Raw genomic sequence first — 23,021 nt, forward strand, 5'->3', positions numbered from 1 at the left:
GTTATCATTATTTACGTTTACTTAACCTCATTCAGCCAAAAAAGCATGATAAAAAAAGCTCTCCTCACCATTGTTGGCCTGTTTGCCTTTTCTCATGGTGCCTATGCCGATGTTTCTTTGACTTTAAAAGGCATCGATGGCGCTTTAGAAGAGAATGTCAGTGCGTACCTGTCGTCCATTCCAGCGAAGGACTACTCCACTTCTCTGCGCTTTCAAGCGAGATTAGATCAAAGTATCACTGAAGCTCTTAATGCGCTTGGGTATTATCATGCAAAAATTTCATACTCTATTCCGGAAGGGAATGATGAGTTGATCGTCAGCATCAAGCCGGGTTTACCTGTGAAAGTGAAAGTCATGGATGTGGTGATCACAGGTGAAGCAAAAGACGATGAAGAGTTCGCCAAACTTATTGAACGTTCACCGCTTAAAGTCGGCAAAGTATTGAATCAAGGCGAATACGATAGCCTGAAATCGGGTATTCGTAACTTGGCGTTGCAGCGTGGTTATTTCAATGGTGATTACAAGCTCAGCAAACTTGAAGTGATTCCTGACTTCAATGAAGCGAACGTGCGTTTGCATTATGACAGTGGTATTCGTTATCACTTTGGTCCGATTAACATTACTGGTAGTCAGATTTGGGAAAACCGTGTTGAATCAATGCGACCTTTTGAAATTGGTGAACCTTACTTGGTTTCGCAAGTGGGAGAGTACAACCAAAACCTGTCTAATACCGATTGGTTTTCATCGGTTTTTGTTGAGCCTGATTTAAGTAAATTGGATGAGGGACGCGAATTGCCAATTAAGGTCTCGCTCGCGCCAGCGTCAAAAAACCAAATAGAAACCGGCCTTGGTTACTCGACCGATACTGGTGTGCGTGGCACGTTAAAATGGAAAAAACCATGGGTTAGTTCACGTGGTCACAGCTTTAATACGGCGTTATCACTATCAAAGCCAGAACAGACGATCACGGCAGGATACAAAATCCCGCTTGATGATGTGTTGCGTGAATACTACCAACTGCAATTTGGTTTAAAGCACCTTGATAACCGAGATACGGAGAGTTTGGAATCCAACCTGGCAGTTGAACGACATTGGCTAACTGATGGCGGCTGGCATAAAACCATTTATGTTCGTCACTTGTACGAAAACTTCTCTCAAGGTCTGCAAGATGATGGGGTGCAATTTGTGTTACCCGGAGCCACTTTTTCACGAACTCGTGTCCGTGGTGGCAACATGCCAATGTGGGGGGATAAGCAAAGTGTAACGATCGAATATGGTGATCCTGCTTTGCTGTCAGAAACGCGAGTATTGCGCCTATTAGGGCGATCATCTTGGATCCGCGGGATCGGTGATAATCATCGTGGTTTGTTCCGTTTAGAAGGTGGTGCGAACATCACTGACGAATTTGAAAAGCTTTCACCTTCCCTGCGTTTCTTCGCTGGTGGTGATAACAACATTCGTGGTTATGGATACGAATCTATTTCACCTGTGGATGAAAGTGGTGCCTTGACGGGTGGTAAATACATCGTCAGCAGCACATTAGAGTATCAATATCGCGTGTATGGAAACTGGTGGGCAGCCACCTTCTATGATATTGGTGATGCATTTAACGAAACACCTGAATGGAAATCGGGTGCTGGTGTGGGTATCCGTTGGGCGTCTCCGGTTGGACCAGTTAGCTTTGATTTTGCGTGGGGACTGGATGAAAAACCAGAAAGAGAGTTCCGCATCCACTTCTCATTGGGGCCTGAGTTATGATCAAAATGATGTTTAAGTGGACCAAATGGCTGTCGCTAAGTTTGATTGGTCTATTGCTGTTGCTCATCATTTTTGTTGCGACAGTGCTATTTACTCACCCTGGTCTTAAGCTCGCGTTGTGGGGAGCAGAAAAGGTTTTACCGCAACTACAGATAGAGAAAGTTCAGGGCTCATTATTTCCTCGTTTTGAGCTACAGAACGTCAGTTTTGTCGACGAATCTTTGAACATCGACGCAAAAGTCGATCGTCTAGCGTTAGCGGTTAACTTCCGTTGTTTCTTTGATCCTAAAGTCTGTGTCGATGAGCTAACCCTGCAAGGTGTTAACTTTCAGATGCCAGAGCTCCCTCCGGCAGGCGAAGAGCCAGAGGAGACACCGCCATTACGTACAGTCAGTACACCAGTCCCTATTTTTGTTAATAAGGTCAGTTTTGATGACATTAACTTAAACATTTTAGGCAACCAAATTGACTGGCAAGATTTCTCTACCGGGCTTTCTATGCAAGGCGACCGTTTAGTGATTGCGCCGACGGCATTAAAAGACATCAATGTTGCACTGGCTCCAAGTGAAGCTGAATCTGAAGCGGCCACAGACGAGCCGAAAGACGCTGACGCTCCGCCGCAAGATATTGTGTTACCTGAGGTGTGGATTCCACTCACTGTGGAAGCAAGACGCCTCGATATTCATAACTTCAAGCTTGCAGGTGAGAAGCCGGTGATCGTTCACCACCTTGGTGTTGTAGCGAAAGCGGGGGGCGACCGTGTTGATGTGAAAACATTAGAGCTCGATATGCCTGAAGTGGAAGGTAAGTTAAGCACGCAAGTAACGCTTTCTGCCGACTATCCTCTCAAAGCTCAGCTCGATGCGCTGGTGAAGCAAGCGGATGCGAAAGGGCAAAAGCTGTCGCTGTCAGCTGCTGGTTCGGTGGGAGACCTTTCTCTCACTGCGACCTTATCTGAACTAGTCGAAGCGGAGATCAAAGGTGAACTTCAGCCCCTGAAAGCGCAGTTACCCTTTGATGTTGCAATCAAAAATGTGCAAGCGCAATGGCCGTTAATCGGTCAAAGTGATTATCAAGTATCGGTACCAAGTTTATCTGCAAAAGGTTCCCTGGACGGATACACCGTGGCACTAGAAACACAAGCTTCGGGTAAAGATATTCCTGCTGTAGATGTTGCACTAAACGGCAAAGGCACATTAGAGCAAATCGATCTTGAAAGCCTGGTAGTCAAAACATTGGGCGGTGAGCTATCCGGTCAGGTGATGACGAATTGGGCTGCGCCAATCAACTGGCAAGCTGACCTTAATTTGCAACATATTCAACCAGGGCTTCAATGGGAAGAAGCGGAAGGCGATATCAGTGGTAGCCTCTCGACTTCAGGTTCTTTAACAGAACAAGGAGGTTGGCAAGTCAGTTTACCTAAGTTAGATATCGATGGCATTTTGCGCGGTTATCCGCTGAATGTTGAAGGCCAACTGGAAGCGTCTGATAAGAATGGCAAAGGTGAAGACATTCAGCTTACCACGCAAGGTTTAGCGCTTTCTCATGGCCCTAACCAATTGAGTGCCAAGGGTAAAATTGATAAGCAGATATTAATGGATGTTGAGGTTAACTTCCCCGATTTTGCTAAAAGTGTTCCGGATCTAGCGGGTAAGATGCAAGGCAACGTGGCGCTGCGTGGTAGCTTGAAAGAGCCTGACATCAAATTAGACCTAGCGCTAAATCAAGTGAACTGGCAGCAGCAAGCGAACGTCGAAAACATAACTTTGAAGGGGGATGTGACGCCTCTGCCAGCACAGAAAGCGAACTTAAGCCTCATTGCGAACAACATTACCTACGACGACATTAAAGTTGATAGTGCAGACCTTGAAGTCTCTGGGGATGAAAAATTGCACCAACTGACGCTAGATGTGGTGTCTGACATTGTATCAACCAGCTTAGAAATTGAAGGCTCATTCATACAGAAGCCGCAAATGATCTGGGATGGTGCATTGCGTCGTCTTACTTTGAGCACGCCGCAGGGACCTTGGGCGTTGCAGAAATCGACGGCGGTTAAAGTCAACATTGATAAACAAATCGCTGATGTTCAAGCACATTGTTGGCTGCAAGCCAATTCGAGTGTTTGTTTGACCGAAGATATTAGTGTTGGTCAAAGTGGCGAAGCCAAGTTAGCCGTGAACGACTTTGACTTTGAACAAATCAAGCAGTTCCTGCCGCCAGAGACGAAATTACAAGGGTCGGTCAACGCGCAAGCAACAGCAAAATGGGCACCAGAGATGAAGCCGGAAGTCACGGTGAACGTTGATATGCCTAAAGGTCAAGTAGAGCAAGCACTAGAGCAGCCGATAACTCTTGGTTGGGAAAGCTTTAGCTTTAAAGCGGCGCTGGCAAAAGACAAGTTAGATGCTGAGTGGTTATTTGATGTGAGAGACAACGGTGACTTATCAGGTCAGGTTTCTTTAGTCGATGTAACGTCTGAGCAGCCTGAGATTGACGGTAAGGTCTCGCTATCGACATTCCATCTGGATTTCTTAGCGCCGTTGATAGGTGAGTACAGCCTATTCAAAGCGAACATGAATACTGATTTGGCGATATCTGGTGATGTTATGCACCCTAAAGTCAACGGTCAGTTCTTGATTGATCAAATGAAGCTACAAGGTGAAGTCACGCCGATAGACATTAACTCCGGTCAGGTCGCGATCAACTTTAAAGGTCACCAAGCGGATCTTGATGCGGGTATCATGACGCCAGATGGTGAGTTGGAAGTGACCGGTGAGGCCGATTGGCAGGATCTACAAAATTGGCACACCAAAGCGCGCGTATTTGCGAAAGAGCTTCAGGTGGATCTTCCACCAATGGTAAAAATCAAAGTTGAGCCGGACATGACTATTGATGTCACACCGCAGCTTGCTAAGGTCGAAGGTAATATTAATCTGCCTTGGGGACGAGTTGTGGTTGAAGAGCTGCCACCAAGTGCGGTTGGTGTTTCAAGCGACACCGTGATTTTGGACCAGAACTTACAGCCTGTGAGTGATATCGAGCCAATGCCATTTGATGTTGAAACGGATATCAACATTAAGATCGGTGATGACTTCCAACTGGCCGCCTTTGGCTTGAAAGGTGGTCTGAAAGGTAACCTCAATGTGACACAGAAAGATAAAGGTCCGTTCATCGTTGGTGAGGTTAATATCGTCGACGGTTCTTACCGTTCTTTTGGTCAGGATTTGGTGATTGAAGAAGGTAAGATCTTAATGAATGGTCCGGCAGATCAGCCGTACGTTTCTATTAAGGCGATTCGAAACCCAGATAATACCCAAGATGACGTGATTGCTGGTGTGCGTGTAACAGGACCAGCATCGGATCCAAATGTGGAGATATTCTCTGAGCCAGCGATGCCTCAAGCGAATGCGCTCTCTTACCTACTTCGCGGTCAAGACATTGATGGCGAAGCGGGAGGCAATGCTATGACGACCACGTTGATTGGCCTAAGTTTGGCAAAGAGTGGACGCGTGGTTGGTGAAATCGGTGAAGCCTTTGGGGTTCAAGATTTACAATTGGATACGGCGGGGTCGGGCGATGATTCTCAAGTGACCGTCAGTGGTTACATTCTGCCGGGATTACAGGTGAAATACGGCGTCGGCATCTTTAACTCACTAGGCGAGTTCACTGTGCGTTATCGATTGATGCAAGATCTGTATTTAGAGGCGGTTTCTGGTGTAGATAGTGCGGTTGACCTACTCTATCAATTTGAGTTCGATTAGAGCTTGTTCGTCTGCGTACATAAAGTTCATGACTAAGGAGTGGTTATGCAGCATTTAGTTTTTGTATATGGGACCTTGCGTAAAGGAGAGTGTAATCATCACTTTCTGAGCTCGGCCCAGTTTCTTGGTCAGCATGAAACGGATGCTCAGTTCGCACTTTATGACTTAGGTCCTTATCCCGCGTTGTCTGTCGGGCAGCGCTCGATACAAGGTGAAGTGTATCTGATTGATGATGAAACCTTATCCGAGCTAGATAAGTTGGAAGATGTGCCAGTAGAGTATCGTCGAGAGAGTATCGTCACGCCGTTTGGCCAAGCTTGGATCTACTTGTATCAAGATACCGAACAACTGACCGAAGAAATCGCTTCCGGAGATTGGTGTCAAAAGGTGTGAGCTATACTGACATTATCAATAGCGACGAGCTGGTCACTAAGGAGTCATGATGAAGGTATTCGTAATTGGATCAATGGCGTTGATTCTTGCCGCATGCGCGCAAACAACCCTGCCGACCTCGAGTAATGCTACCGACTGGCAAGTGTTTGGTAAGCAGTCTGCCTTAGATGGATTAAGAGTTTTATCTGAAGATCGTATCGCTGCACTGGATGGTACTAATCATGCTACGCCTGAACTGATCATGGCCTATCAAACGGGTTATCAGCAAGGGAAGCAAGAGTATTGTGAACAAAGCGCGTATATGCTTGGTGTTATCGGGCGTCCGTATTTTGGTATTTGTGATGACCTAGACCCCTTCTTTCAGCATGACTATGACGCCGGCCGAATGTCATCTGCAGGCGCACCTATCTAGTTGACTTACACAAGATGAAAAGCAAAAGAGCAGCCCTAAAGCTGCTCTTTTTAATTTTGTATCAGCAGCAGTGATGCTTATTTTTTCTGAGCGCGCTCGTAAGATTCTAGGATTTCAGCTTTAGCGGCAGCAACATCTGCCCAACCATCCACTTTCACCCATTTACCTGCTTCAAGCTCTTTGTAACGCTCAAAGAATTGCGTGATCTGCGCTTTCAGTAGTTCTGGGATATCGTCCACATCTTGGATGTGATCGTACTCTTTCGAGATTTTGGTGTGTGGAACCGCAAACACTTTTGCGTCTTCACCTGACTCATCCGTCATCTTCAAAACGCCAACAGGACGGCAGTGAATCACTGAACCTGGCATAAGTGGGTATGGTGTTGGTACCAGTACGTCGACTGGGTCGCCATCAAGAGACAGGGTATTGTTCACGTAGCCATAGTTACATGGGTAGAACATCGGTGCAGACATGAAACGGTCGACAAATACCGCACCAGAGTCTTTATCTACTTCGTACTTGATTGGATCTGCATTTGCAGGAATTTCGATCACGACATAGATATCTTCAGGCAGCGACTTGCCTGCTGGCACATGGTTTAAGCTCATTAGAATATTCCTTTTCATTAACGATGAGTCACACAGAAGCGGCTTCATCTGATGATAAATTCGCGTTTCACTTTAGCGACAAAAACGCGGCAGGTAAACACCTGCCGCGTTGGACAAAGGTCTGAAATTATTCTTCGTCGCGGTGCAGTTCAAGGAACTCTTCAACTTTGCGAACCATGTTCTTAGAACCAACAAAGAAAGGCACACGTTGGTGCAATTCGGTTGGTTTGATATCCATGATGCGATTGACGCCGTCTGATGCAATACCGCCCGCTTGCTCAATTAAGAACGCCATTGGGTTACATTCATAAAGCAGACGTAGCTTGCCTTGTGGGTGGCTTTGTGTGCTTGGGTAAAGGTAGATACCACCTTTCAGTAAGTTGCGGTGGAAATCTGCAACCAATGAGCCAATGTAGCGAGAAGTGTATGGACGACCGTCTTCTGGCACATTCTCTTGGCAGTACTTGATGTACTTCTTCACCCCTTGAGGGAAGCGAATGTAGTTACCTTCGTTGATCGAATAAATCTTGCCTTCTTCTGGAATCATCATGTTTTCATGAGAAAGGCAGAAGCTGCCGATAGATGGGTCGTAAGTAAAGCCGTTTACGCCGTTACCCGTGGTGTAAACCAACATGGTTGATGAACCGTAAATCACGTAACCAGCGGCAACTTGCTTATGACCAGGCTGAAGGAAATCTTCTTCTGTCGCTGGTGTGCCAATAGGTGAAACACGGCGATAAATAGAGAAGATAGTACCGACAGAGACGTTCACATCGATGTTAGAAGAACCATCAAGTGGGTCCATCAGTACCACATATTTGGCGTTTTGGTTGAGCTCTTTGTTGAAAGCAACCGCTTCGTCTTCTTCTTCACTGGCAACGCCACACACTTGGTCACGAGCTTCAAGCGCGGCTTTGAACTTATCGTTCGCGTAAACATCGAGCTTTTGCTGGTCTTCACCTTGGACATTTTCCGTGCCTACAGCACCAGTGATATCACCGAGACCCGCTGCGTTGATTTCGCGGTTAACGATTTTTGCAGCTAAACGAATGGAGGCTAAAAGGGATGATAGATCACCGCTAGCGTGGGGGAAATCCGCTTGTTTTTCGACAATGAACTCGCCTAGGGTGCGCAGTCCTGACATGGTTAATCCTTACATTTTCATTTCATTGGGGGTAGTGCGCAAGTGAGCATCTCTTTATGGATGTTAAACGATTGCGCTGGATGTAAGTTTAAGTCGCAGATCTTTTTAATGGTAATGAAGTAACTGTTTGAGATCTCAATTTATTTGTAGACTTGTTTGAGGTATTCATCAGTAAGCAAGAGGTTGTACAGTCTGTGTTCAACCTTGTCATATTTGTGAAAGGGACTGCAAGAAGAAGGCTAAAGTCTCTCGCTTTTCTGGTTGTGATCGCGATAATGAAAGCATTAAAGAACGCATTACAAGGTTTAGTTTATGCACATTCATATCTTGGGTATCTGTGGCACATTTATGGGCGGCGCTGCGATTTTAGCGCGCCAATTAGGGCATAAAGTCACTGGTTCTGATGCCAACGTTTACCCACCGATGAGCACGTTGCTTGAGTCTCAAGGTATTGAAATTATTGAAGGCTTCGACCCGTCTCAACTCGACCCTCAACCAGACCTTGTGGTGATTGGTAATGCCATGAGCCGTGGTAACCCATGTGTTGAACATGTGCTCAATACCAACATGCGCTACACCTCTGGTCCGCAGTGGCTCAACGAGTTTTTGCTGCACGATCGCTGGGTATTGGCGGTATCGGGTACACACGGTAAAACGACCACGTCGAGCATGCTGGCTTGGATACTCGAAGACTGCGGTTATCAACCTGGTTTCCTAGTTGGTGGAGTTCTTGGTAACTTTGGAGTCTCTGCTCGTTTGGGAGAAAGCATGTTTTTTGTCGTTGAAGCGGACGAATATGACAGTGCTTTTTTCGATAAGCGTTCTAAGTTTGTGCACTACCATCCTCGAACCTTAATCATGAACAACCTTGAGTTTGATCATGCTGACATCTTCGATGATCTAGAGGCGATCAAGCGCCAATTCCATCATTTAGTGCGAACGGTTCCCGGCAATGGCTTAATCTTAGCTCCGAAGCAAGACCAAGCTTTGGCGGATGTATTAGAGCGTGGTTGCTGGACAGAAAAGCAGTTTTCAGGTGTTGATGGCGACTGGCAAGCGCACAAATTAGTGGTCGATGGCTCAAAATTTGAAGTTGCTCTACAAGGCGAGAAGGTCGGTACCGTCGAGTGGGATTTGGTGGGTGATCATAACGTTGATAATGCGTTAATGGCGATTGCCGCGGCGCGACACGTTGGCGTAACGCCGGAGCTTGCGTGTCAGGCTCTGGGCCGTTTCATTAACACCAAGCGCCGTCTTGAGTTCAAAGGTGAAGAGCAAGGTGTGACGGTTTACGATGATTTTGCGCATCACCCAACGGCAATTGAACTCACCGTCGGTGGTTTGCGTAACAAGGTAGGCGAAAAACGCATTCTTGCCGTGTTGGAACCTCGTTCTGCCACTATGAAGCGCGGCGTGCACAAAAACACACTCGCGGATTCGCTACACAGTGCAGATGAAGTGTTCTTATTCCAACCAGACAACATCGAATGGTCGGTGCAAGATATCGCGGAACAATGTCAGCAACCTGCTTTTGTTGACGCTGACATCGATAACTTTGTAGCGAAAATCGTTGAACGTGCGCAGCCAGGTGACCAAATCCTCGTGATGAGTAATGGTGGCTTTGGCGGTATTCACGGCAAGATTCTCGAGCAACTTAAACAAAAAGCCTGATTTTATGCAAAACAAACAGCAGCAAGCAGAAAAAGCCATCACTTTAGCGTTAACTGGAGCATCTGGTGCGCCTTATGGTCTGCGACTTTTAGAATGTTTGGTCGCGGCGGATTATCATGTCTACGTTCTGATCTCTTCGGCGGCTCGTGTCGTGATGGCAACCGAACACAACCTTAAGCTGCCAAGTGGGCCAGAAGCCGCAAAGCAAGCGTTGGTGGAACACCTCAACTGTGACCCAAATAACATCACCGTTTGTGGTAAAGATGACTGGTTCTCACCGGTAGCGTCTGGCTCTGCGGCACCCAAGCAAATGGTGGTTTGCCCATGTTCAGCAGGAAGTGTTGCGGCGATCGCGCATGGTATGTCGGATAACTTGATTGAGCGCGCCGCTGACGTGGTGATGAAAGAGCGTGGGCAGTTGTTGCTCGTCGTTCGCGAAACACCATTTTCAACGCTGCATCTGGAGAACATGCACAAGCTATCGCAAATGGGCGTCACCATCATGCCAGCGGCTCCGGGTTTCTACCATCAGCCAAAGAGCATTGAAGACTTAGTGGATTTTATGGTGGCGAGAATTCTCGACCACTTAGGTATTGAGCAAGGTTTAGTGCCTCGTTGGGGTTATGACCAGCGTTCGTGAGCTGATTGTGTAACCACTCAAATACCTTTACAATCCACCCAACTCATCGGGGAGCAAACCTATTTAGCATTGAGTCAATCAATGCATTTGGGCGCTGAGACCTAAGTGCTTTACTAGGGACCCGTATTACCTGAACCAGATAATGCTGGCGTAGGAATTGAGTCTGGATATTGGAAGTCCTTAATAGCCGCCTCAACCCTGTGCCGCTCAACTTATTTCTCTGAAATACTCATGGAGAGCGAGCAGTGAAAACCACTTCAAGTCTGATTGCCTTAGCTGCAATTACTTCAACTTCAGCGTTTGCTGCTGAAAACCCACTAACTATTTATACCTACGATTCTTTTGCCGCAGATTGGGGACCAGGTCCTAAAATCGAGCAAGCTTTTGAAGCAAAATGTGGCTGTGACGTTAACTTCGTAGCGTTGGACGATGGTGTATCGATCCTGAATCGTCTTCGTCTTGAAGGCGGTAATAGCAAAGCCGACATCGTGTTAGGTTTGGATAACAACCTGATGGCCGAAGCGAAGAAAACCGCTCTGCTTGCCGAGCACAATGTGGATACGGCTAATACAGTGTTACCAAACGGTTGGAGCGACACGACGTTTGTACCGTACGATTACGGCTACTTCGCATTTGTGTACAACACAGAGAAACTGGCTAATCCGCCGAAAAGCATGAAAGAGCTGGTGGAAACGCGCGACGATTTGAAAGTGATTTATCAAGATCCGCGTACGTCAACGCCGGGCCAAGGCTTGATGTTGTGGATGAAATCCATCTATGGCGACGATGTGACGCAAGCGTGGCAGAAGCTAGCGAGCAAAACCGTAACGGTCACGAAAGGTTGGTCAGAAGCGTATTCCATGTTCCTTAACGGCGAGTCGGACTTAGTGCTTTCTTACACCACGTCACCAGCGTACCACTTAATTGCGGAAAACGATTCAAAGTTTGCGACGGCGAATTTTGCTGAAGGTCACTACATGCAAGTTGAAGTCGCCGCTAAAGTGAAAGGGGCAAAAAATTCAGAACTTGCTGATCAATTTATGAATTTCATTTTAAGTGATGAGTTCCAGTCAGCGATGCCAACGGGCAACTGGATGTACCCAGTTACTGACGTTGAGTTACCTAAAGGTTTTGAAACCTTGAGCGTTCCAAGCAAGTCGTTGAGCTTTAGTGCTGATGAAGTGGCAAAAATGCGTAAGTCTTGGATTCGCGAATGGCAAAGCGCACTGACGTTTTAGCTGACGTTCCACCCCTCATCTGAATGAGATAGGTTTTACCTTTGAATTCTGTTCCAAAAATAGGTTTAGGGGTCGCGATGATCATCACGACCTTTGTTGTTTCTGCCCTAGGTGCTTTGATTGTTCAAGCCCCTTCACTTGATGTGTCTGTGTTATGGGACGACCCGTATTATCAGCATGTCACCAAGTTCAGCTTCTACCAAGCTTTTCTTTCCACATTGCTCAGTGTTGGCTTTGCCATTCCAGTTGCGCACGCGCTTTCACGTCGCCAATTTTGGGGTAAGTCATTACTGCTTAAGCTGTTTGCATCGACGCTAGTTTTGCCTGTTTTGGTTGGTGTTTTCGGGCTGTTAGCGATTTATGGCAACAGCGGTTTGTTAGCGCAGTGGCTACAGAGTTTCGATAGCAAACTGCCATTTTCTATTTACGGTTTGAACGGCATTTTACTCGCCCATGTGTTCTTTAATTTACCTTACGCGGCGCGCTTGCTGTTGCAAGCATTAGAATCTATTCCTGCCGAGCAACATAAGCTGTGTGCGCATTTAGGTATGAACCATTGGAATAAGTTTCGTTGGGTGGAATGGCCGCGTTTAAGGCAGCAACTTCCCCACGTTTGTGGCTTGGTATTTATGTTGTGCTTCACCAGTTTTGCCACTGTAATGGCGTTGGGGGGCGGGCCAAAATCTACCACCATTGAATTGGCCATTTATCAAGCGATTAAGTTTGATTTTGATTTACAAGCTGGGGCGTTATTGGCGCTGTGGCAGATGCTGTTATGTGGACTGCTTGCCATTGGAGTGCAGAAGTTAACAAAGCCTGTTTCTATCAGTGCTGGCAGCACATCGGTACAGCAATATTTAACGAAGGATCATGGGGGGTCAAAAGCTTGGGATAGCTTTTGGATCATAGGTGCTTTTTTACTGGTGATACCACCGTTATTGATGGTGTTACTGAGTGGCATCAACCAACAAGTTTGGACGGTGTTAACCGATGAACGTTTTTGGTCTGCGTTATCTAACTCACTCAAAGTGGCAGGGTTAGCCAGTGCGCTTGCGGTCGCTGCGGGCGTGTCCATATTGTTGACTAGTCGTCGTTGGCGTTTGCAGTACAAAAACACGCGAGCTGATCAGATTGAGTTAATCGGCACCATTATTTTGGTGACGCCAGGTTTGGTGATTAGCACCGGATTATTCTTGCTGTTGCGATCATTTACCGATGTTTTTAGCTTGGCGTTTTTTGTTGTGATTTTGGTGAACGGTTTGATGGCTTTGCCTTACGTGATCAAAACGCTGGCACAGCCAATGCTGCATATTGAGCAACAGTACCAGTATGTGTGTGCCAGCTTAGGCATGCGTGGCTGGCAACGCTTTAAAGTGGTGGAGTGGCAGGCGCTGCGCAAGCCATTCGCACATGCGTTTGCGATCAGCTTTATGTTTGCGATTGGCGATTTAAGTGCTATCGCGTTGTTTGGCGGACAAGAGTTCCGCACTTTACCTCTGTATTTATTCCAGCTGCTTGGCAGCTATCAGATGGACGCGGCTGCGGTGGTATCGGTGACCTTGTTGTTGTTGAGTGTGGGCTGTTTTGCCTTGATTGAGAAAGTATTGAAAACGAAGGAGAGAGCGTAATGTTAGTGTTGGATGATGTGCAGTACACCTACCAACGTGAGCTGTTTCGTTTTGACTTAACGATTGAGCAAGGTCAGATAGTGTCGCTGATGGGACCAAGTGGGGCTGGAAAATCGACTTTGCTGGCGTTGGTGGCTGGGTTTATCCATCCTGACCAAGGTGACATTCGGGTTGATCGTGAGTCGATTGTGCGTAAAGAGCCTTATCAGCGTCCTTTCTCCATGCTGTTCCAAGAGCATAACTTGTTTTCTCACTTGTCGGTGCGTGACAACATTGGCTTAGGTTTACACCCAGGGCTGAAGCTCACTGTAGACCAAAAGCGTCAGGTTGAACAAGCCGCGCAGCAGGTTGGTGTTGCTGAGTACCTCGACCGTTTGCCTGAGCACCTTTCTGGAGGGCAGCGTCAACGTGTTGCCTTGGCGCGTTGTTTTGTTCAGCCTCATCCTATGTGGCTGTTGGATGAGCCTTTCTCGGCGCTTGATCCGGTTTTACGTGAAGAGATGCTGAGCTTGGTAAAAAAACTGGCGGCAGAGCGGGGAATAACCGTATTGATGGTCACGCACCATTTAAGCGATGCCAAAGCCATTGCCAGCCACTTTGTGTTTGTGGCTGATGGCAAAGTGGAAGCGGCGGATAGTATGTCTGCATTGAGTGAACAGCATACTAGTGAGAAGCTTGCGGCATTTATCCGAGCCGCACGCTAATGCTCAATGGTGGCGGGATTATGCTTCACCGCAACACAAACCATGTCGAGGACCAAATTCAAACTGAGATCTTAGGCTCATGATATGGTCAATCATCGCTTGTACTCGTCGCGTTCGGTTTGCGCCAGGACGATAGACTAAATAAATGGGCATTGGTACCGTGTGCCATTGAGGTAAGACTCTGACTAAGGAGCCATTTTCTAGCTCTTGCGTCATGTTTTGCATAGGTAAGTTAGCGATGCCTAGTCCTTTGAGTGCGCCTTTTAATACCGCTTCTACGGTGGTGCTAGAGAAGTTACTGCTTACCGAGACGTTGACGGTGCTGTCCTGCGAAATCAACGTCCAAGGGCCTATCTCTGAAACATACTGATATCTCAAACAGTTGTGTGTTGTCAGATCTTCTGGCGTTTTAGGTACGCCACACTCAGCTAAATACTCAGGACTGGCGGCCAATACTCGGGTGGTGTAACCCAATTTTTTAGCAATCAGTCGATCATCGACGATCTGGCCGACTCGAATTGCCATATCAAAACCGTGTGAAAACAGATCAACAAAATCGTTCGATGCTTCTAACGCAATTTGTACTTTTGGCCATTGTTTTAAAAATGGTAAAAAGATGTGCTCAGCCATATACGCGTCCAAGGCTGGTGGCGCAGCAATGCGAAGCCGACCTTGGATCTGCTGTTCCATTTCCTGAACGTCTTGACCAATCGAGTGAAATTCCTCAACTAAGCTTGCAGCACGCTCTAAAACCATTTGGCCAGCTTCGGTGATCACTAACTTTCGGGTTGTGCGCTCTAGAAGTTTGGCTTCAAAGTGTTGTTCGAGTTTGGTTATGGCTTTACTAACAGTAGATTTTGGTAGGTTTAACTCCAGCGCGCACTTGGTTAAGCTCAGTAGTCGACAGCTTGTGACAAAGATAGAAAGCGTTCTAAAGTCAATTGTTTCTAAATTGCGAACAATCACTTTCAATTATCCATATTGTTTCAATATTAATCTGATTATAGTCTGGAACCTCATCCTTAGCCATCAAGTTATTGTCATTTGAGGTAAACACCATGTCCAACTCTGTAGACTTATTTTCTCCTATCGAACTCGGTCAATTAGCATTAGATAACCGTGCCATTATGGCGCCTTTAACGCGAGCTCGTGCTGGCGCAGACCATATTCCTAATGACCTTATGGTTGAATACTACGCTCAACGTGCGAGTGCCGGACTTATCATTGCTGAATGCACCATGGTGATGGAAGGTACGTCTGCTTTCATGGCAGAGCCGGGCATTTATAACGAAGAACAAATTGCAGCTTGGAAAAAGGTAACGGATGCGGTTCATGAGAGAGGCGGTAAGATTGTACTGCAAATTTGGCATGCGGGACGAGCTTGTCATCCTGATCTGAATGAAGGAAAAACACCTGTAGCGGCGAGCGCATTGGCCATTCGTGATGAATTAGTCCATACCCCTTCGGGTAAGCAAGCATATACGGTACCACGAGCACTCGAAGTGGATGAGATAGCTTCCATTGTTGCGGCGTTTAAACAAGGTGCAGAAAACGCCAAGAAAGCCGGCTTTGATGGGGTCGAGATACATGGCGCCAATGGTTATCTTATCGATAACTTTCTTCGTGATGGATCGAATTTACGTACTGATGAGTACGGTGGCTCGGTCGAAAATCGTGCTCATTTCTTACTTGAGATAGTTAAAGAAGTGGTCGAGGTATGGGGACCTGGAAGAGTAGGGCTGCGCACATCACCATTAAATGGATTTAATGATATGAAAGACAGCGATCCGGTTGGCTTGGTTCGTTACTTAGCTAAGCAACTTAATGCTTTCGATCTTGCTTATTGGCACGTGATGCGTGCGGATCTAAAGGGCGTACAAAAAGCAGATGTTCTCAAGCCAGCACGCGAAAACTATCAAGGTCACTTAATGGCGAACGTGGGCTACAGTGCACAAGAAGCGACAACGGCAATTGCAGAAAATCAAGTTGATGTGGTCGCATTTGGCGTTCCATTTATCGCCAACCCTGATTTAGTTGAGCGATTTAAGAAAAATGCACCTCTTAATGAGGCAAAACCTGAGCACTTTTATTTAGGTGGAGCAGAAGGTTATACCGATTACCCAGTAATGGCATAATCCTTACTTGTTCAATATAAAAAGGACGCTAATGTTAGCGTCCTTTTTCGTTTCTTTAGTTGTTTAACCTTGCGGTTTCACGACCATCACATTGATTGGAGAATATTCCACGACCTTACTTGCGACAGAGCCAAGCATTACTTTATTGATTTTAGAACGCTTGTGACTTGGCATAATGATGAGATCAGCGCCCAAGCGCTCTGCATAATCAAGAATCGTCGCGTAGGCTTTGCCCTCAGCAACATGCACTTGGTACACAACATCTTCAGCAATATGCTTATTGGCGAAAGCTTTTAATTGCTGCTTCACGTCTTGCTTCATTTTGGCTGCTGCATCTTTTGGGAAGTATGTAGCAACCATCGACATGTGAATACCAGGTAGTACTGTTAGAAGGTGGATTTGCGCATTCGCTTGCTTTGCCTGCCAAACCGCTAGTTCAACCGCTCGGTCTGAAAAGCCTTGGTCATTTAGATCAACCGGAACAAGAATTTGTTTGTACATTCAATGTCTCTCACTAAGGCCCCTTGTCCTCGGGGCCAAATCGGTTATGCGCTCAATTGTTCCTTACGAGCACGACGTTTTTGGTTCATGGCAAGCCCCAGCAAAATCATTAAGCATGGCACAAATACCCATTCTTTCATCGGACGTTCTGCATCTTGGATAACCCACTTGATCTCCCAATCAAAGTCGATACCTGCAGACTCTGCCGGGCTACCAAACTCGACCATATCGACAATCATTTTGTTGTCGCTTTCGGTCAGCATCAGACCCATAGACGAAATACGTGCTTCCGCTGTTGTCGCACTGTCTTCGAATGGAAGACGAACCGTTTTCTCGATGTAGTCGCCTTCAAGGTTTTCGCCGGCAACACGTAGCTCCAATGATTCTCCTACATTTAGCGTTTCCGTGATTTGAGCTACCTCAACGCCAGGAGAAAGAACTTTCGCTGGATACAGCATGTCCCACCAAAAACCAGGACGGAAAAACGAAAATGTCAGTACTAATAATAGAACGGTTTCCCACCACTTGTTACGCGTGAACCACCATCCTTGTGTTGCGGCGGAGAAGATCAGCATCGCAATGATCGATGAGATGACAGTGAGTGCTAAATGCCACCAAGAGTCTATCCCCATCAACAGTAGCTGGGTATTGAACACAAACATGAATGGCAAAATGGCGGTTCGAATATCGTAAGTAAAGCCTTGGATACCTGTACGAATTGGGTCTGATTTAGCAATCGCAGCCGCCGCAAATGCCGCAAGACCTACGGGTGGGGTGTCGTCGGCCAAAATACCAAAGTAGAAAACGAATAAGTGCACCGCAATGAGTGGGATGATCAAGCCATGTGCTGCACCTAGCGTGACAATAACCGGTGCCATCAACGTAGAGACGACGATGTAGTTCGCCGTTGTCGGTAGACCCATCCCAAGAACCAAGCTAATTATTGCGGTAAACAGCAGCATAAGAATGATGCTACCGCCAGAGATAAACTCAACGAAGTCCGTCATGACCAGGCCGATACCCGTTAGGGTGACGACCCCAACCACGGTACCTGCCGCTGCCGTTGCAACGCCGATACCAATCATGTTACGAGCGCCAGCAACCAAGCTCTCAGCCAGATCAACGAAGCCATCTTTGGTTTGCTGCATCATGTCACCTTGCCTTGATAACAGAGCAATCAATGGACGCTGAGTCAGCAAAATGAAAATCATGAACACCGTTGCCCAGAATGCTGAAAGACCTGGCGAGAAGCGCTCTACAGTCAGACACCAAACCAATACAACGATAGGCAGTAGATAGTGCAAACCAGATTTAACCGTTGGGCCAGGATCAGGTACTTCTGTTAACTCTGCATCAATCTCAATTGCGCCATCTTGCACGTGATTTGCTGAGATCTTCACCAAGCCAACGTACGCAATTAACAGGGCAACCGTAACAATTGGCGTCGCGGCATCACCAAAGACATCTTTCGTCCAACCCACTCCGTAGTAAACCAATGCGCTGATCACACACAGTCCTAAGATTGTGCCAGTAAAGGAAAGCAAACTTTGCACTAACGTTGGGTTGTGGCGACGAGGAAGACCTGTCATACCCGCTTTACACGCCTCAAGGTGAACGATGTAAATCAAAGCGATGTAAGAGATAAGTGCCGGAAGTAGGGCAGCCTTAATCACCTCAACGTATGAGATACCGACATATTCCACCATCAAGAATGCCGCCGCGCCCATGATTGGTGGCGTTAACTGACCATTGGTTGAGGCAGCAACTTCAACGGCTCCCGCTTTGGTGCCCGGAAAACCGACACGTTTCATCAATGGAATGGTAAAGGTACCAGTGGTTACCACGTTTGCGATTGAAGAGCCAGAAACAAGCCCGGATAAACCAGATGCAACAACGGCCGCTTTTGCAGGACCACCTTTCATATGACCCAGTAAAGAAAAGGCGACTTTAATGAAGTAAGCACCTGCGCCAGCGCGTTCCAGCATGGCGCCAAACAATACAAACAAGAACACAAAAGAGGTTGAAACGCCTAATGCGACACCAAATACACCTTCCGTTGTTAGCCATAAGTGAGACATGGCCTTGTTTAAGCTCGCTCCTTTATGCGCGATGACATCGGGCATGTAAGGGCCAGCAAAGGTGTAAGTAAGGAAGACAGCAGCAACCACCATCAGTGGTGGACCGAGCGCTCGGCGTGTTGCTTCTAAAAGGAGAACCATACCGATGACAGCAACGACGATATCTACCGTTGTTGGTGCACCGGAACGTCCAGCTAGCTCGGTATAAAAAAGGTAAATATATGCCGCAGAAAAACTACCTGCTAGCGCCAATATCCAATCGACAAGAGGGATATGATCGCGAGGGGAATTTTTCATCGCTGGATAAGCAGTGAAAGCCAAGAAGATCGCGAAAGTGAGGTGGATTGATCGCGCTTCCGTGTCGTTCAGTACGCCGAAATTAAAAATAAATGGTAGCGGAGATGCGTACCATAATTGAAATAGTGACCAACACAGAGGAACAAACCAAAGGATTCGTCCTTGCATTCCCGAGGGGCTACGTGCACCTGTGTCTGCCTGAGCCACCATTTCTTGCACATCTTGTGACGGAGCTTGATTCGTCGCCATGTACTTTTTCCTTATTATTGATGGTCCTGTCGGATTTTTATCGAGAACCACACTTCGCCTTTATCAGTGTAGCGAATGGAGCGAAGTTTGCTTTCGAGTATTTTGCTGCCTGAACTCAAAGTGTTGAATTTTGGAGACTCTGCTAGGCGGCGTTTAAGTTTTTCTTGGGTATGAACTCGCAATTTTCGGAAGAAAACTGGCGAATGAAGCATGCAGTTAGCACGTGCTACAACCTGCATGCTCAAACAGGCAGAAAACCATCTTTTCCTGCCTGTGAATTTGGAGTCTGAGGAAGTTACTTAAGTAGACCCACTTCTTTGTAGTATTTTTCTGCACCTGGGTGAAGAGGGATAGATAGACCCGCTTTCACCATGTCTTCTTTTTTCAGGTTTGCAAACGCAGGGTGTAGACGTTTGAACGTATCGAAGTTTTCAAACACGGCTTTTGCAACGTTGTAAGCGACATCGTCTGAAACGTCTGCTGTTGTAACCATCGTTGCCGCAACACCAAAGCTGTTTACGTCTTTGTCTGTGCCACGATACATGCCAGCTGGCACTGAGCTAAAGGCGTAGTATGGGTTATCAGCAACAATCTTATCGATTTTCGGGCCAGTTGCAGAAACTAGCTTAGCATCACATGATGTTGTTGCTTCTTTGATTGAACCGTTCGGGTGACCCACCATGTAAATGAATGCGTCAATTTTGTTGTCACAAAGTGCTTGGGAACGCTCAGAGCCCTTTAGCTCAGAAGCCAATTTGAAGCTGTCGTTTGTCCAGCCCATCGCTTCCATAACAACGCCCATGGTTGCACGGTCACCAGAGCCAGGGTTACCGATGTTTACGCGCTTACCTTTTAGGTCTTCAACGTTTTCGATACCTGAATCTGCACGAGCAATGATGTTGAAAGGTTCTGTATGAAGAGAGAACATTGCACGTAGCTTTTTGTACGGGCCTTGTTCCGCAAACTTACTCGTACCGTTGTAGCCGTGGTACTGCCAATCCGATTGCACGATACCAAAATCTAACTCGCCAGCACGGATAGTGTTAACGTTGTAAATAGAGCCGCCAGTCGATTCTACTGAACAACGAATGTTGTGTTCTTTACGACCTTTATTGACCAATTTACAGATAGCACCACCAGTAGGGTAGTAAACACCTGTAACAGAGCCAGTACCGATAGTAATAAACTCTTGAGCGTTAACTGCGCCTGCACCCATTACTGCTGCAGCGATAGCGCCTACTTTGAGAAGTTTGTTAAATGCCATGAATTTCCCTTCCTTATATTCATTATTTACCCGGAAATAACCATAAATCACTTCTGGAGTTTCCTATTTGGAAACGGCATCTTTTCCAATCCAATCGTTTGAAAAAGCGAGCGAATCATAACAAAAAATTGGCAGAAAATTATCCAATTGTTAAATGTTATAGTTGATAAGTCTGAATCTTGTGCAGGAGGATAGCGTTAGATTTGTGATTTAATTCTTTTTATAACAAACACTTAATAAGTATTAAGTGAACGAAGTGAAAAAGATCAATTGCGTGATGTTAATCACAAAACAGGTGGTTGAATAATGGTCTGGATAAGCAAAAAATTTACATAAATCATGGGCTACAAAATGAGATTTCTTTTATAGCCCACAAAGAGTTAGCTGATCTAAATGTGAAAGAACTTAGCCAGTGTATTCGAACAGTTCACACACTGATTTGAACAACTGTTCAGTCGTAATCGCCATCGTTGGAGTGATAAAGATAGTGTCATCACCTGCAACAACACCAAGAATACCTTCGGATTTACCCAGTGAGTCAAGCAAGCGAGCAATCAACTGCGCAGCACCAGGGCCAGTATGGATAACAACTAATGCCGCGTTATGGTCAATGTCTAGCACCAGTTCACGCAAAGAGCTGCTTACAGTCGGTACGCCTAGCTCAGCAGGAAGGCAGTAAACCATTTCCATTTTTGCATTGCGTGTGCGGACGGCGCCAAATTTAGTCAGCATGCGTGATACTTTCGATTGGTTAATGCTTTCAAATCCTTGTTGTTTGAGTGCATCAACAATCTCACCCTGTGAGCCAAAGCTCTCTTCTTTTAATAGGGCTTTGAAGGCGCGGACTAAGTTGTCTTGTTTTTCTGAATTGCGCATAGTCATTACGAATCTCTTATTACGGGTCAGCAATTTTGCATATTCTCGCATATATATTCATGCGGTGCCAAAGAGTCCCAGTATTATGTTAGTTACGTCACTGTAAACTATATACCACATGGAATTCTTTAACTATATGAAGTAGGGCTGTTTTTGTTTTCTTGAATTCCTTGTCATTTCAACAGAATAAAAGAATAATCCAAGCCCCATTTGTAGCACGGTAACAGCGAGTTGCGCGAGGTCGCAAAGCTAGCGTTAATTGATTGTAATCAAGTTGTGATTCCGATAGCTTTATTTAAGTTGGTTACAAACTACCCTACGAATACGTTTATAAGAGAAATACTCTCAAGGAGAACTACATGAAAGTAGCCGTTATTGGTGCCGCTGGTGGCATCGGTCAAGCCCTGGCCCTTCTACTTAAGAACCGTCTTCCTGCTGGTTCTGATTTAGCCCTATACGATATTGCTCCAGTAACTCCTGGTGTGGCTGCTGATCTTAGCCACATCCCGACGCCAGTTTCTATCAAAGGTTACGCGGGTGAAGATCCTACTCCAGCACTAGAAGATGCGGATGTTGTGCTGATTTCTGCAGGTGTTGCTCGTAAGCCTGGTATGGATCGCGCGGATCTATTCAATGTAAATGCTGGTATCGTTAAGTCGCTAGCGGAGAAGATTGCGGTTGTTTGTCCGAAAGCTTGTGTTGGTATCATCACAAACCCGGTAAATACAACAGTGCCAATTGCCGCTGAAGTACTTAAAAAAGCGGGTGTTTACGATAAGCGTCGCTTGTTCGGTGTAACAACACTGGATGTTATCCGTTCAGAAACATTCGTTGCAGAGCTAAAAGACAAAGATCCAGGTGACATTCGCGTACCTGTTATCGGTGGTCACTCTGGCGTAACTATCTTACCTCTACTGTCTCAAGTGGAAGGCGTTGAGTTTACACCTGAAGAAGTAGAAGCATTAACGAAACGTATTCAAAACGCAGGTACTGAAGTTGTAGAAGCGAAAGCGGGTGGTGGTAGTGCAACACTATCAATGGGCCAAGCTGCATGTCGCTTTGGTCTGTCTCTAGTTCGTGCTCTTCAAGGTGAAGAAGGCGTAGTTGAATGTGCATACGTTGAAGGCGACGGTGAACATGCGACTTACTTCGCACAGCCTGTGAAACTGGGTAAAGAAGGCGTAGAAGAAGTACTAAGCTACGGCAAACTCAGCGACTACGAAAAGTCTGCACTAGACGGTATGCTAGAAACACTAAATGGCGACATCAACATTGGTGTTGAATTCGCAAAGTAATCTAGAAAGCTCGAATAAGAAGAAAGCCGATCAAAATGATCGGCTTTTTTGATCTTTGGCTTCTCTGCTTCGTAAAATTACTTGATCAAAACAACGTGGTGAAGGAGAAGATGATGGAAGCAAGTCGAATCCGTAAAGGCATGGTTGTTGAGTGTCAGCAGGGCGTAGGTACGATATTGGTGGTCGACCGTGAAGCAGAGACGGTACTGTTGTCGAAACAAGGCTCTGATCAGCAGATTGCGGTTAGCTTTGATGAAATAGAAGATGACCCACAACTGCATGGTGGTAGTGACAGATATTACTAGCGCCTATCACGGCATTAGGTATCAGATACAAAAAAGGAAGAGCTTGCTCTTCCTTTTTGTTTTA

Annotated in this window: 19 protein-coding genes and 1 riboswitch; of the genes, 12 read left to right on the plus strand and 7 right to left on the minus strand. The window is 46.3% G+C overall.

Going from position 1 to position 23,021, the window contains the following annotated elements; translation table 11 throughout:
- The first annotated feature begins 45 nt into the window (after nt 1–45).
- Genes FKN08_RS13495 through FKN08_RS13510 form a run of 4 tightly spaced genes read left to right on the plus strand, consistent with a single transcriptional unit; the run spans nt 46 to nt 6,324 of the window.
- Nucleotides 46–1,758 carry an autotransporter assembly complex family protein gene (locus FKN08_RS13495; RefSeq protein WP_046874047.1) on the plus strand — a complete coding sequence of 571 codons (1,713 nt, stop codon included), beginning with the start codon at nt 46–48 and terminating at the stop codon, nt 1,756–1,758.
- Entirely contained in the window at nt 1,755–5,519 is a 3,765-nt protein-coding gene (locus FKN08_RS13500) for a translocation/assembly module TamB domain-containing protein (protein ID WP_170892314.1), read from the plus strand. Before FKN08_RS13495 ends, FKN08_RS13500 begins: the two co-directional genes overlap by 4 nt.
- 45 nt (nt 5,520–5,564) lie before the next feature.
- Nucleotides 5,565–5,912, plus strand: coding sequence for a gamma-glutamylcyclotransferase (locus FKN08_RS13505; RefSeq protein ID WP_012841162.1), 348 nt, complete (start codon nt 5,565–5,567; stop codon nt 5,910–5,912).
- Nucleotides 5,913–5,961: 49 nt separating this feature from the next.
- The gene (locus FKN08_RS13510) at nt 5,962–6,324 is read left to right on the plus strand and encodes a DUF2799 domain-containing protein (RefSeq protein WP_170892315.1); all 363 of its coding nucleotides are present in this window, start codon (nt 5,962–5,964) and stop codon (nt 6,322–6,324) included.
- A gap of 77 nt (nt 6,325–6,401) precedes the next feature.
- On the opposite strand, the gene ppa is transcribed toward FKN08_RS13510, so the two are convergent.
- Nucleotides 6,402–6,932 carry an inorganic diphosphatase gene (ppa, locus tag FKN08_RS13515; protein WP_170892316.1) on the minus strand — a complete coding sequence of 177 codons (531 nt, stop codon included), beginning with the start codon at nt 6,930–6,932 and terminating at the stop codon, nt 6,402–6,404.
- Nucleotides 6,933–7,059: 127 nt separating this feature from the next.
- Nucleotides 7,060–8,076 carry a class 1 fructose-bisphosphatase gene (gene fbp, locus FKN08_RS13520; protein ID WP_005392321.1) on the minus strand — a complete coding sequence of 339 codons (1,017 nt, stop codon included), beginning with the start codon at nt 8,074–8,076 and terminating at the stop codon, nt 7,060–7,062.
- Nucleotides 8,077–8,388: 312 nt separating this feature from the next.
- On the opposite strand from fbp, the gene mpl reads away from it, so the two are divergent.
- From mpl to thiQ, 5 genes are all read left to right on the plus strand, one after another.
- Nucleotides 8,389–9,747: a UDP-N-acetylmuramate:L-alanyl-gamma-D-glutamyl-meso-diaminopimelate ligase gene (gene mpl / locus FKN08_RS13525; protein ID WP_170892317.1), complete on the plus strand. Its 1,359-nt coding sequence runs from the start codon at nt 8,389–8,391 to the stop codon at nt 9,745–9,747.
- Nucleotides 9,748–9,751: 4 nt separating this feature from the next.
- Nucleotides 9,752–10,387 (plus strand): flavin prenyltransferase UbiX, encoded by a 636-nt coding sequence (locus FKN08_RS13530; protein ID WP_006742964.1) that lies wholly within the window; start codon nt 9,752–9,754, stop codon nt 10,385–10,387.
- Between the two features lie 37 nt (nt 10,388–10,424).
- Nucleotides 10,425–10,561, plus strand: a riboswitch (TPP riboswitch).
- 71 nt (nt 10,562–10,632) lie between these two features.
- Entirely contained in the window at nt 10,633–11,625 is a 993-nt protein-coding gene (gene thiB, locus FKN08_RS13535) for a thiamine ABC transporter substrate binding subunit (RefSeq protein ID WP_170892318.1), read from the plus strand.
- A 41-nt stretch (nt 11,626–11,666) separates the two neighbouring features.
- Nucleotides 11,667–13,253 carry a thiamine/thiamine pyrophosphate ABC transporter permease ThiP gene (thiP, locus tag FKN08_RS13540; protein WP_170892319.1) on the plus strand — a complete coding sequence of 529 codons (1,587 nt, stop codon included), beginning with the start codon at nt 11,667–11,669 and terminating at the stop codon, nt 13,251–13,253.
- Nucleotides 13,253–13,957 (plus strand): thiamine ABC transporter ATP-binding protein, encoded by a 705-nt coding sequence (thiQ, locus tag FKN08_RS13545; RefSeq protein WP_170892320.1) that lies wholly within the window; start codon nt 13,253–13,255, stop codon nt 13,955–13,957. The genes thiP and thiQ overlap by 1 nt, the downstream gene beginning before the upstream one ends.
- 18 nt (nt 13,958–13,975) lie before the next feature.
- Here the strand turns inward: thiQ and FKN08_RS13550 are convergent, their stop codons facing one another.
- Nucleotides 13,976–14,923 carry a LysR family transcriptional regulator gene (locus tag FKN08_RS13550; RefSeq protein ID WP_054867221.1) on the minus strand — a complete coding sequence of 316 codons (948 nt, stop codon included), beginning with the start codon at nt 14,921–14,923 and terminating at the stop codon, nt 13,976–13,978.
- A gap of 92 nt (nt 14,924–15,015) precedes the next feature.
- Between FKN08_RS13550 and FKN08_RS13555 the strand changes: the two genes are divergently transcribed.
- Entirely contained in the window at nt 15,016–16,092 is a 1,077-nt protein-coding gene (locus FKN08_RS13555) for an alkene reductase (protein WP_170892321.1), read from the plus strand.
- A gap of 63 nt (nt 16,093–16,155) precedes the next feature.
- On the opposite strand, the gene FKN08_RS13560 is transcribed toward FKN08_RS13555, so the two are convergent.
- The 4 genes from FKN08_RS13560 to argR form a co-directional block, all read right to left on the minus strand.
- Entirely contained in the window at nt 16,156–16,593 is a 438-nt protein-coding gene (locus FKN08_RS13560) for a universal stress protein (protein WP_005392306.1), read from the minus strand.
- A gap of 44 nt (nt 16,594–16,637) precedes the next feature.
- Nucleotides 16,638–19,217, minus strand: coding sequence for a TRAP transporter permease (locus tag FKN08_RS13565; RefSeq protein WP_170892322.1), 2,580 nt, complete (start codon nt 19,215–19,217; stop codon nt 16,638–16,640).
- A gap of 295 nt (nt 19,218–19,512) precedes the next feature.
- Nucleotides 19,513–20,481, minus strand: coding sequence for a TAXI family TRAP transporter solute-binding subunit (locus FKN08_RS13570; protein ID WP_005392302.1), 969 nt, complete (start codon nt 20,479–20,481; stop codon nt 19,513–19,515).
- A gap of 405 nt (nt 20,482–20,886) precedes the next feature.
- On the minus strand, nt 20,887–21,357 hold the full coding sequence (gene argR / locus FKN08_RS13575; RefSeq protein WP_031780246.1) for a transcriptional regulator ArgR: 471 nt from the start codon (nt 21,355–21,357) through the stop codon (nt 20,887–20,889).
- A 359-nt stretch (nt 21,358–21,716) separates the two neighbouring features.
- Between argR and mdh the strand changes: the two genes are divergently transcribed.
- Together mdh and FKN08_RS13585 are read left to right on the plus strand one after the other, a co-directional pair.
- Nucleotides 21,717–22,652, plus strand: coding sequence for a malate dehydrogenase (gene mdh / locus FKN08_RS13580; RefSeq protein WP_170892323.1), 936 nt, complete (start codon nt 21,717–21,719; stop codon nt 22,650–22,652).
- Nucleotides 22,653–22,765: 113 nt separating this feature from the next.
- Nucleotides 22,766–22,957 carry a hypothetical protein gene (locus FKN08_RS13585; RefSeq protein WP_005392299.1) on the plus strand — a complete coding sequence of 64 codons (192 nt, stop codon included), beginning with the start codon at nt 22,766–22,768 and terminating at the stop codon, nt 22,955–22,957.
- Nucleotides 22,958–23,021 lie beyond the last annotated feature (64 nt).

This window comes from Vibrio sp. 1-2 (7-a), from assembly GCF_013048515.1.
In the GTDB taxonomy this organism is placed as follows: Bacteria; Pseudomonadota; Gammaproteobacteria; order Enterobacterales; family Vibrionaceae; genus Vibrio; species Vibrio diabolicus.

Coding starts and splice junctions, on each gene's coding strand:
- FKN08_RS13495 (WP_046874047.1), top strand. CDS start 46: ATGATAAAAAAAGCTCTCCTCACCATTGTTGGCCTGTTTGCCTTTTCT.
- FKN08_RS13500 (WP_170892314.1), top strand. CDS start 1,755: ATGATCAAAATGATGTTTAAGTGGACCAAATGGCTGTCGCTAAGTTTG.
- FKN08_RS13505 (WP_012841162.1), top strand. CDS start 5,565: ATGCAGCATTTAGTTTTTGTATATGGGACCTTGCGTAAAGGAGAGTGT.
- FKN08_RS13510 (WP_170892315.1), top strand. CDS start 5,962: ATGAAGGTATTCGTAATTGGATCAATGGCGTTGATTCTTGCCGCATGC.
- ppa (WP_170892316.1), bottom strand. CDS start 6,932: ATGAGCTTAAACCATGTGCCAGCAGGCAAGTCGCTGCCTGAAGATATC.
- fbp (WP_005392321.1), bottom strand. CDS start 8,076: ATGTCAGGACTGCGCACCCTAGGCGAGTTCATTGTCGAAAAACAAGCG.
- mpl (WP_170892317.1), top strand. CDS start 8,389: ATGCACATTCATATCTTGGGTATCTGTGGCACATTTATGGGCGGCGCT.
- FKN08_RS13530 (WP_006742964.1), top strand. CDS start 9,752: ATGCAAAACAAACAGCAGCAAGCAGAAAAAGCCATCACTTTAGCGTTA.
- thiQ (WP_170892320.1), top strand. CDS start 13,253: ATGTTAGTGTTGGATGATGTGCAGTACACCTACCAACGTGAGCTGTTT.
- FKN08_RS13555 (WP_170892321.1), top strand. CDS start 15,016: ATGTCCAACTCTGTAGACTTATTTTCTCCTATCGAACTCGGTCAATTA.
- FKN08_RS13560 (WP_005392306.1), bottom strand. CDS start 16,593: ATGTACAAACAAATTCTTGTTCCGGTTGATCTAAATGACCAAGGCTTT.
- FKN08_RS13565 (WP_170892322.1), bottom strand. CDS start 19,217: ATGGCGACGAATCAAGCTCCGTCACAAGATGTGCAAGAAATGGTGGCT.
- FKN08_RS13570 (WP_005392302.1), bottom strand. CDS start 20,481: ATGGCATTTAACAAACTTCTCAAAGTAGGCGCTATCGCTGCAGCAGTA.
- argR (WP_031780246.1), bottom strand. CDS start 21,357: ATGCGCAATTCAGAAAAACAAGACAACTTAGTCCGCGCCTTCAAAGCC.
- mdh (WP_170892323.1), top strand. CDS start 21,717: ATGAAAGTAGCCGTTATTGGTGCCGCTGGTGGCATCGGTCAAGCCCTG.
- FKN08_RS13585 (WP_005392299.1), top strand. CDS start 22,766: ATGGAAGCAAGTCGAATCCGTAAAGGCATGGTTGTTGAGTGTCAGCAG.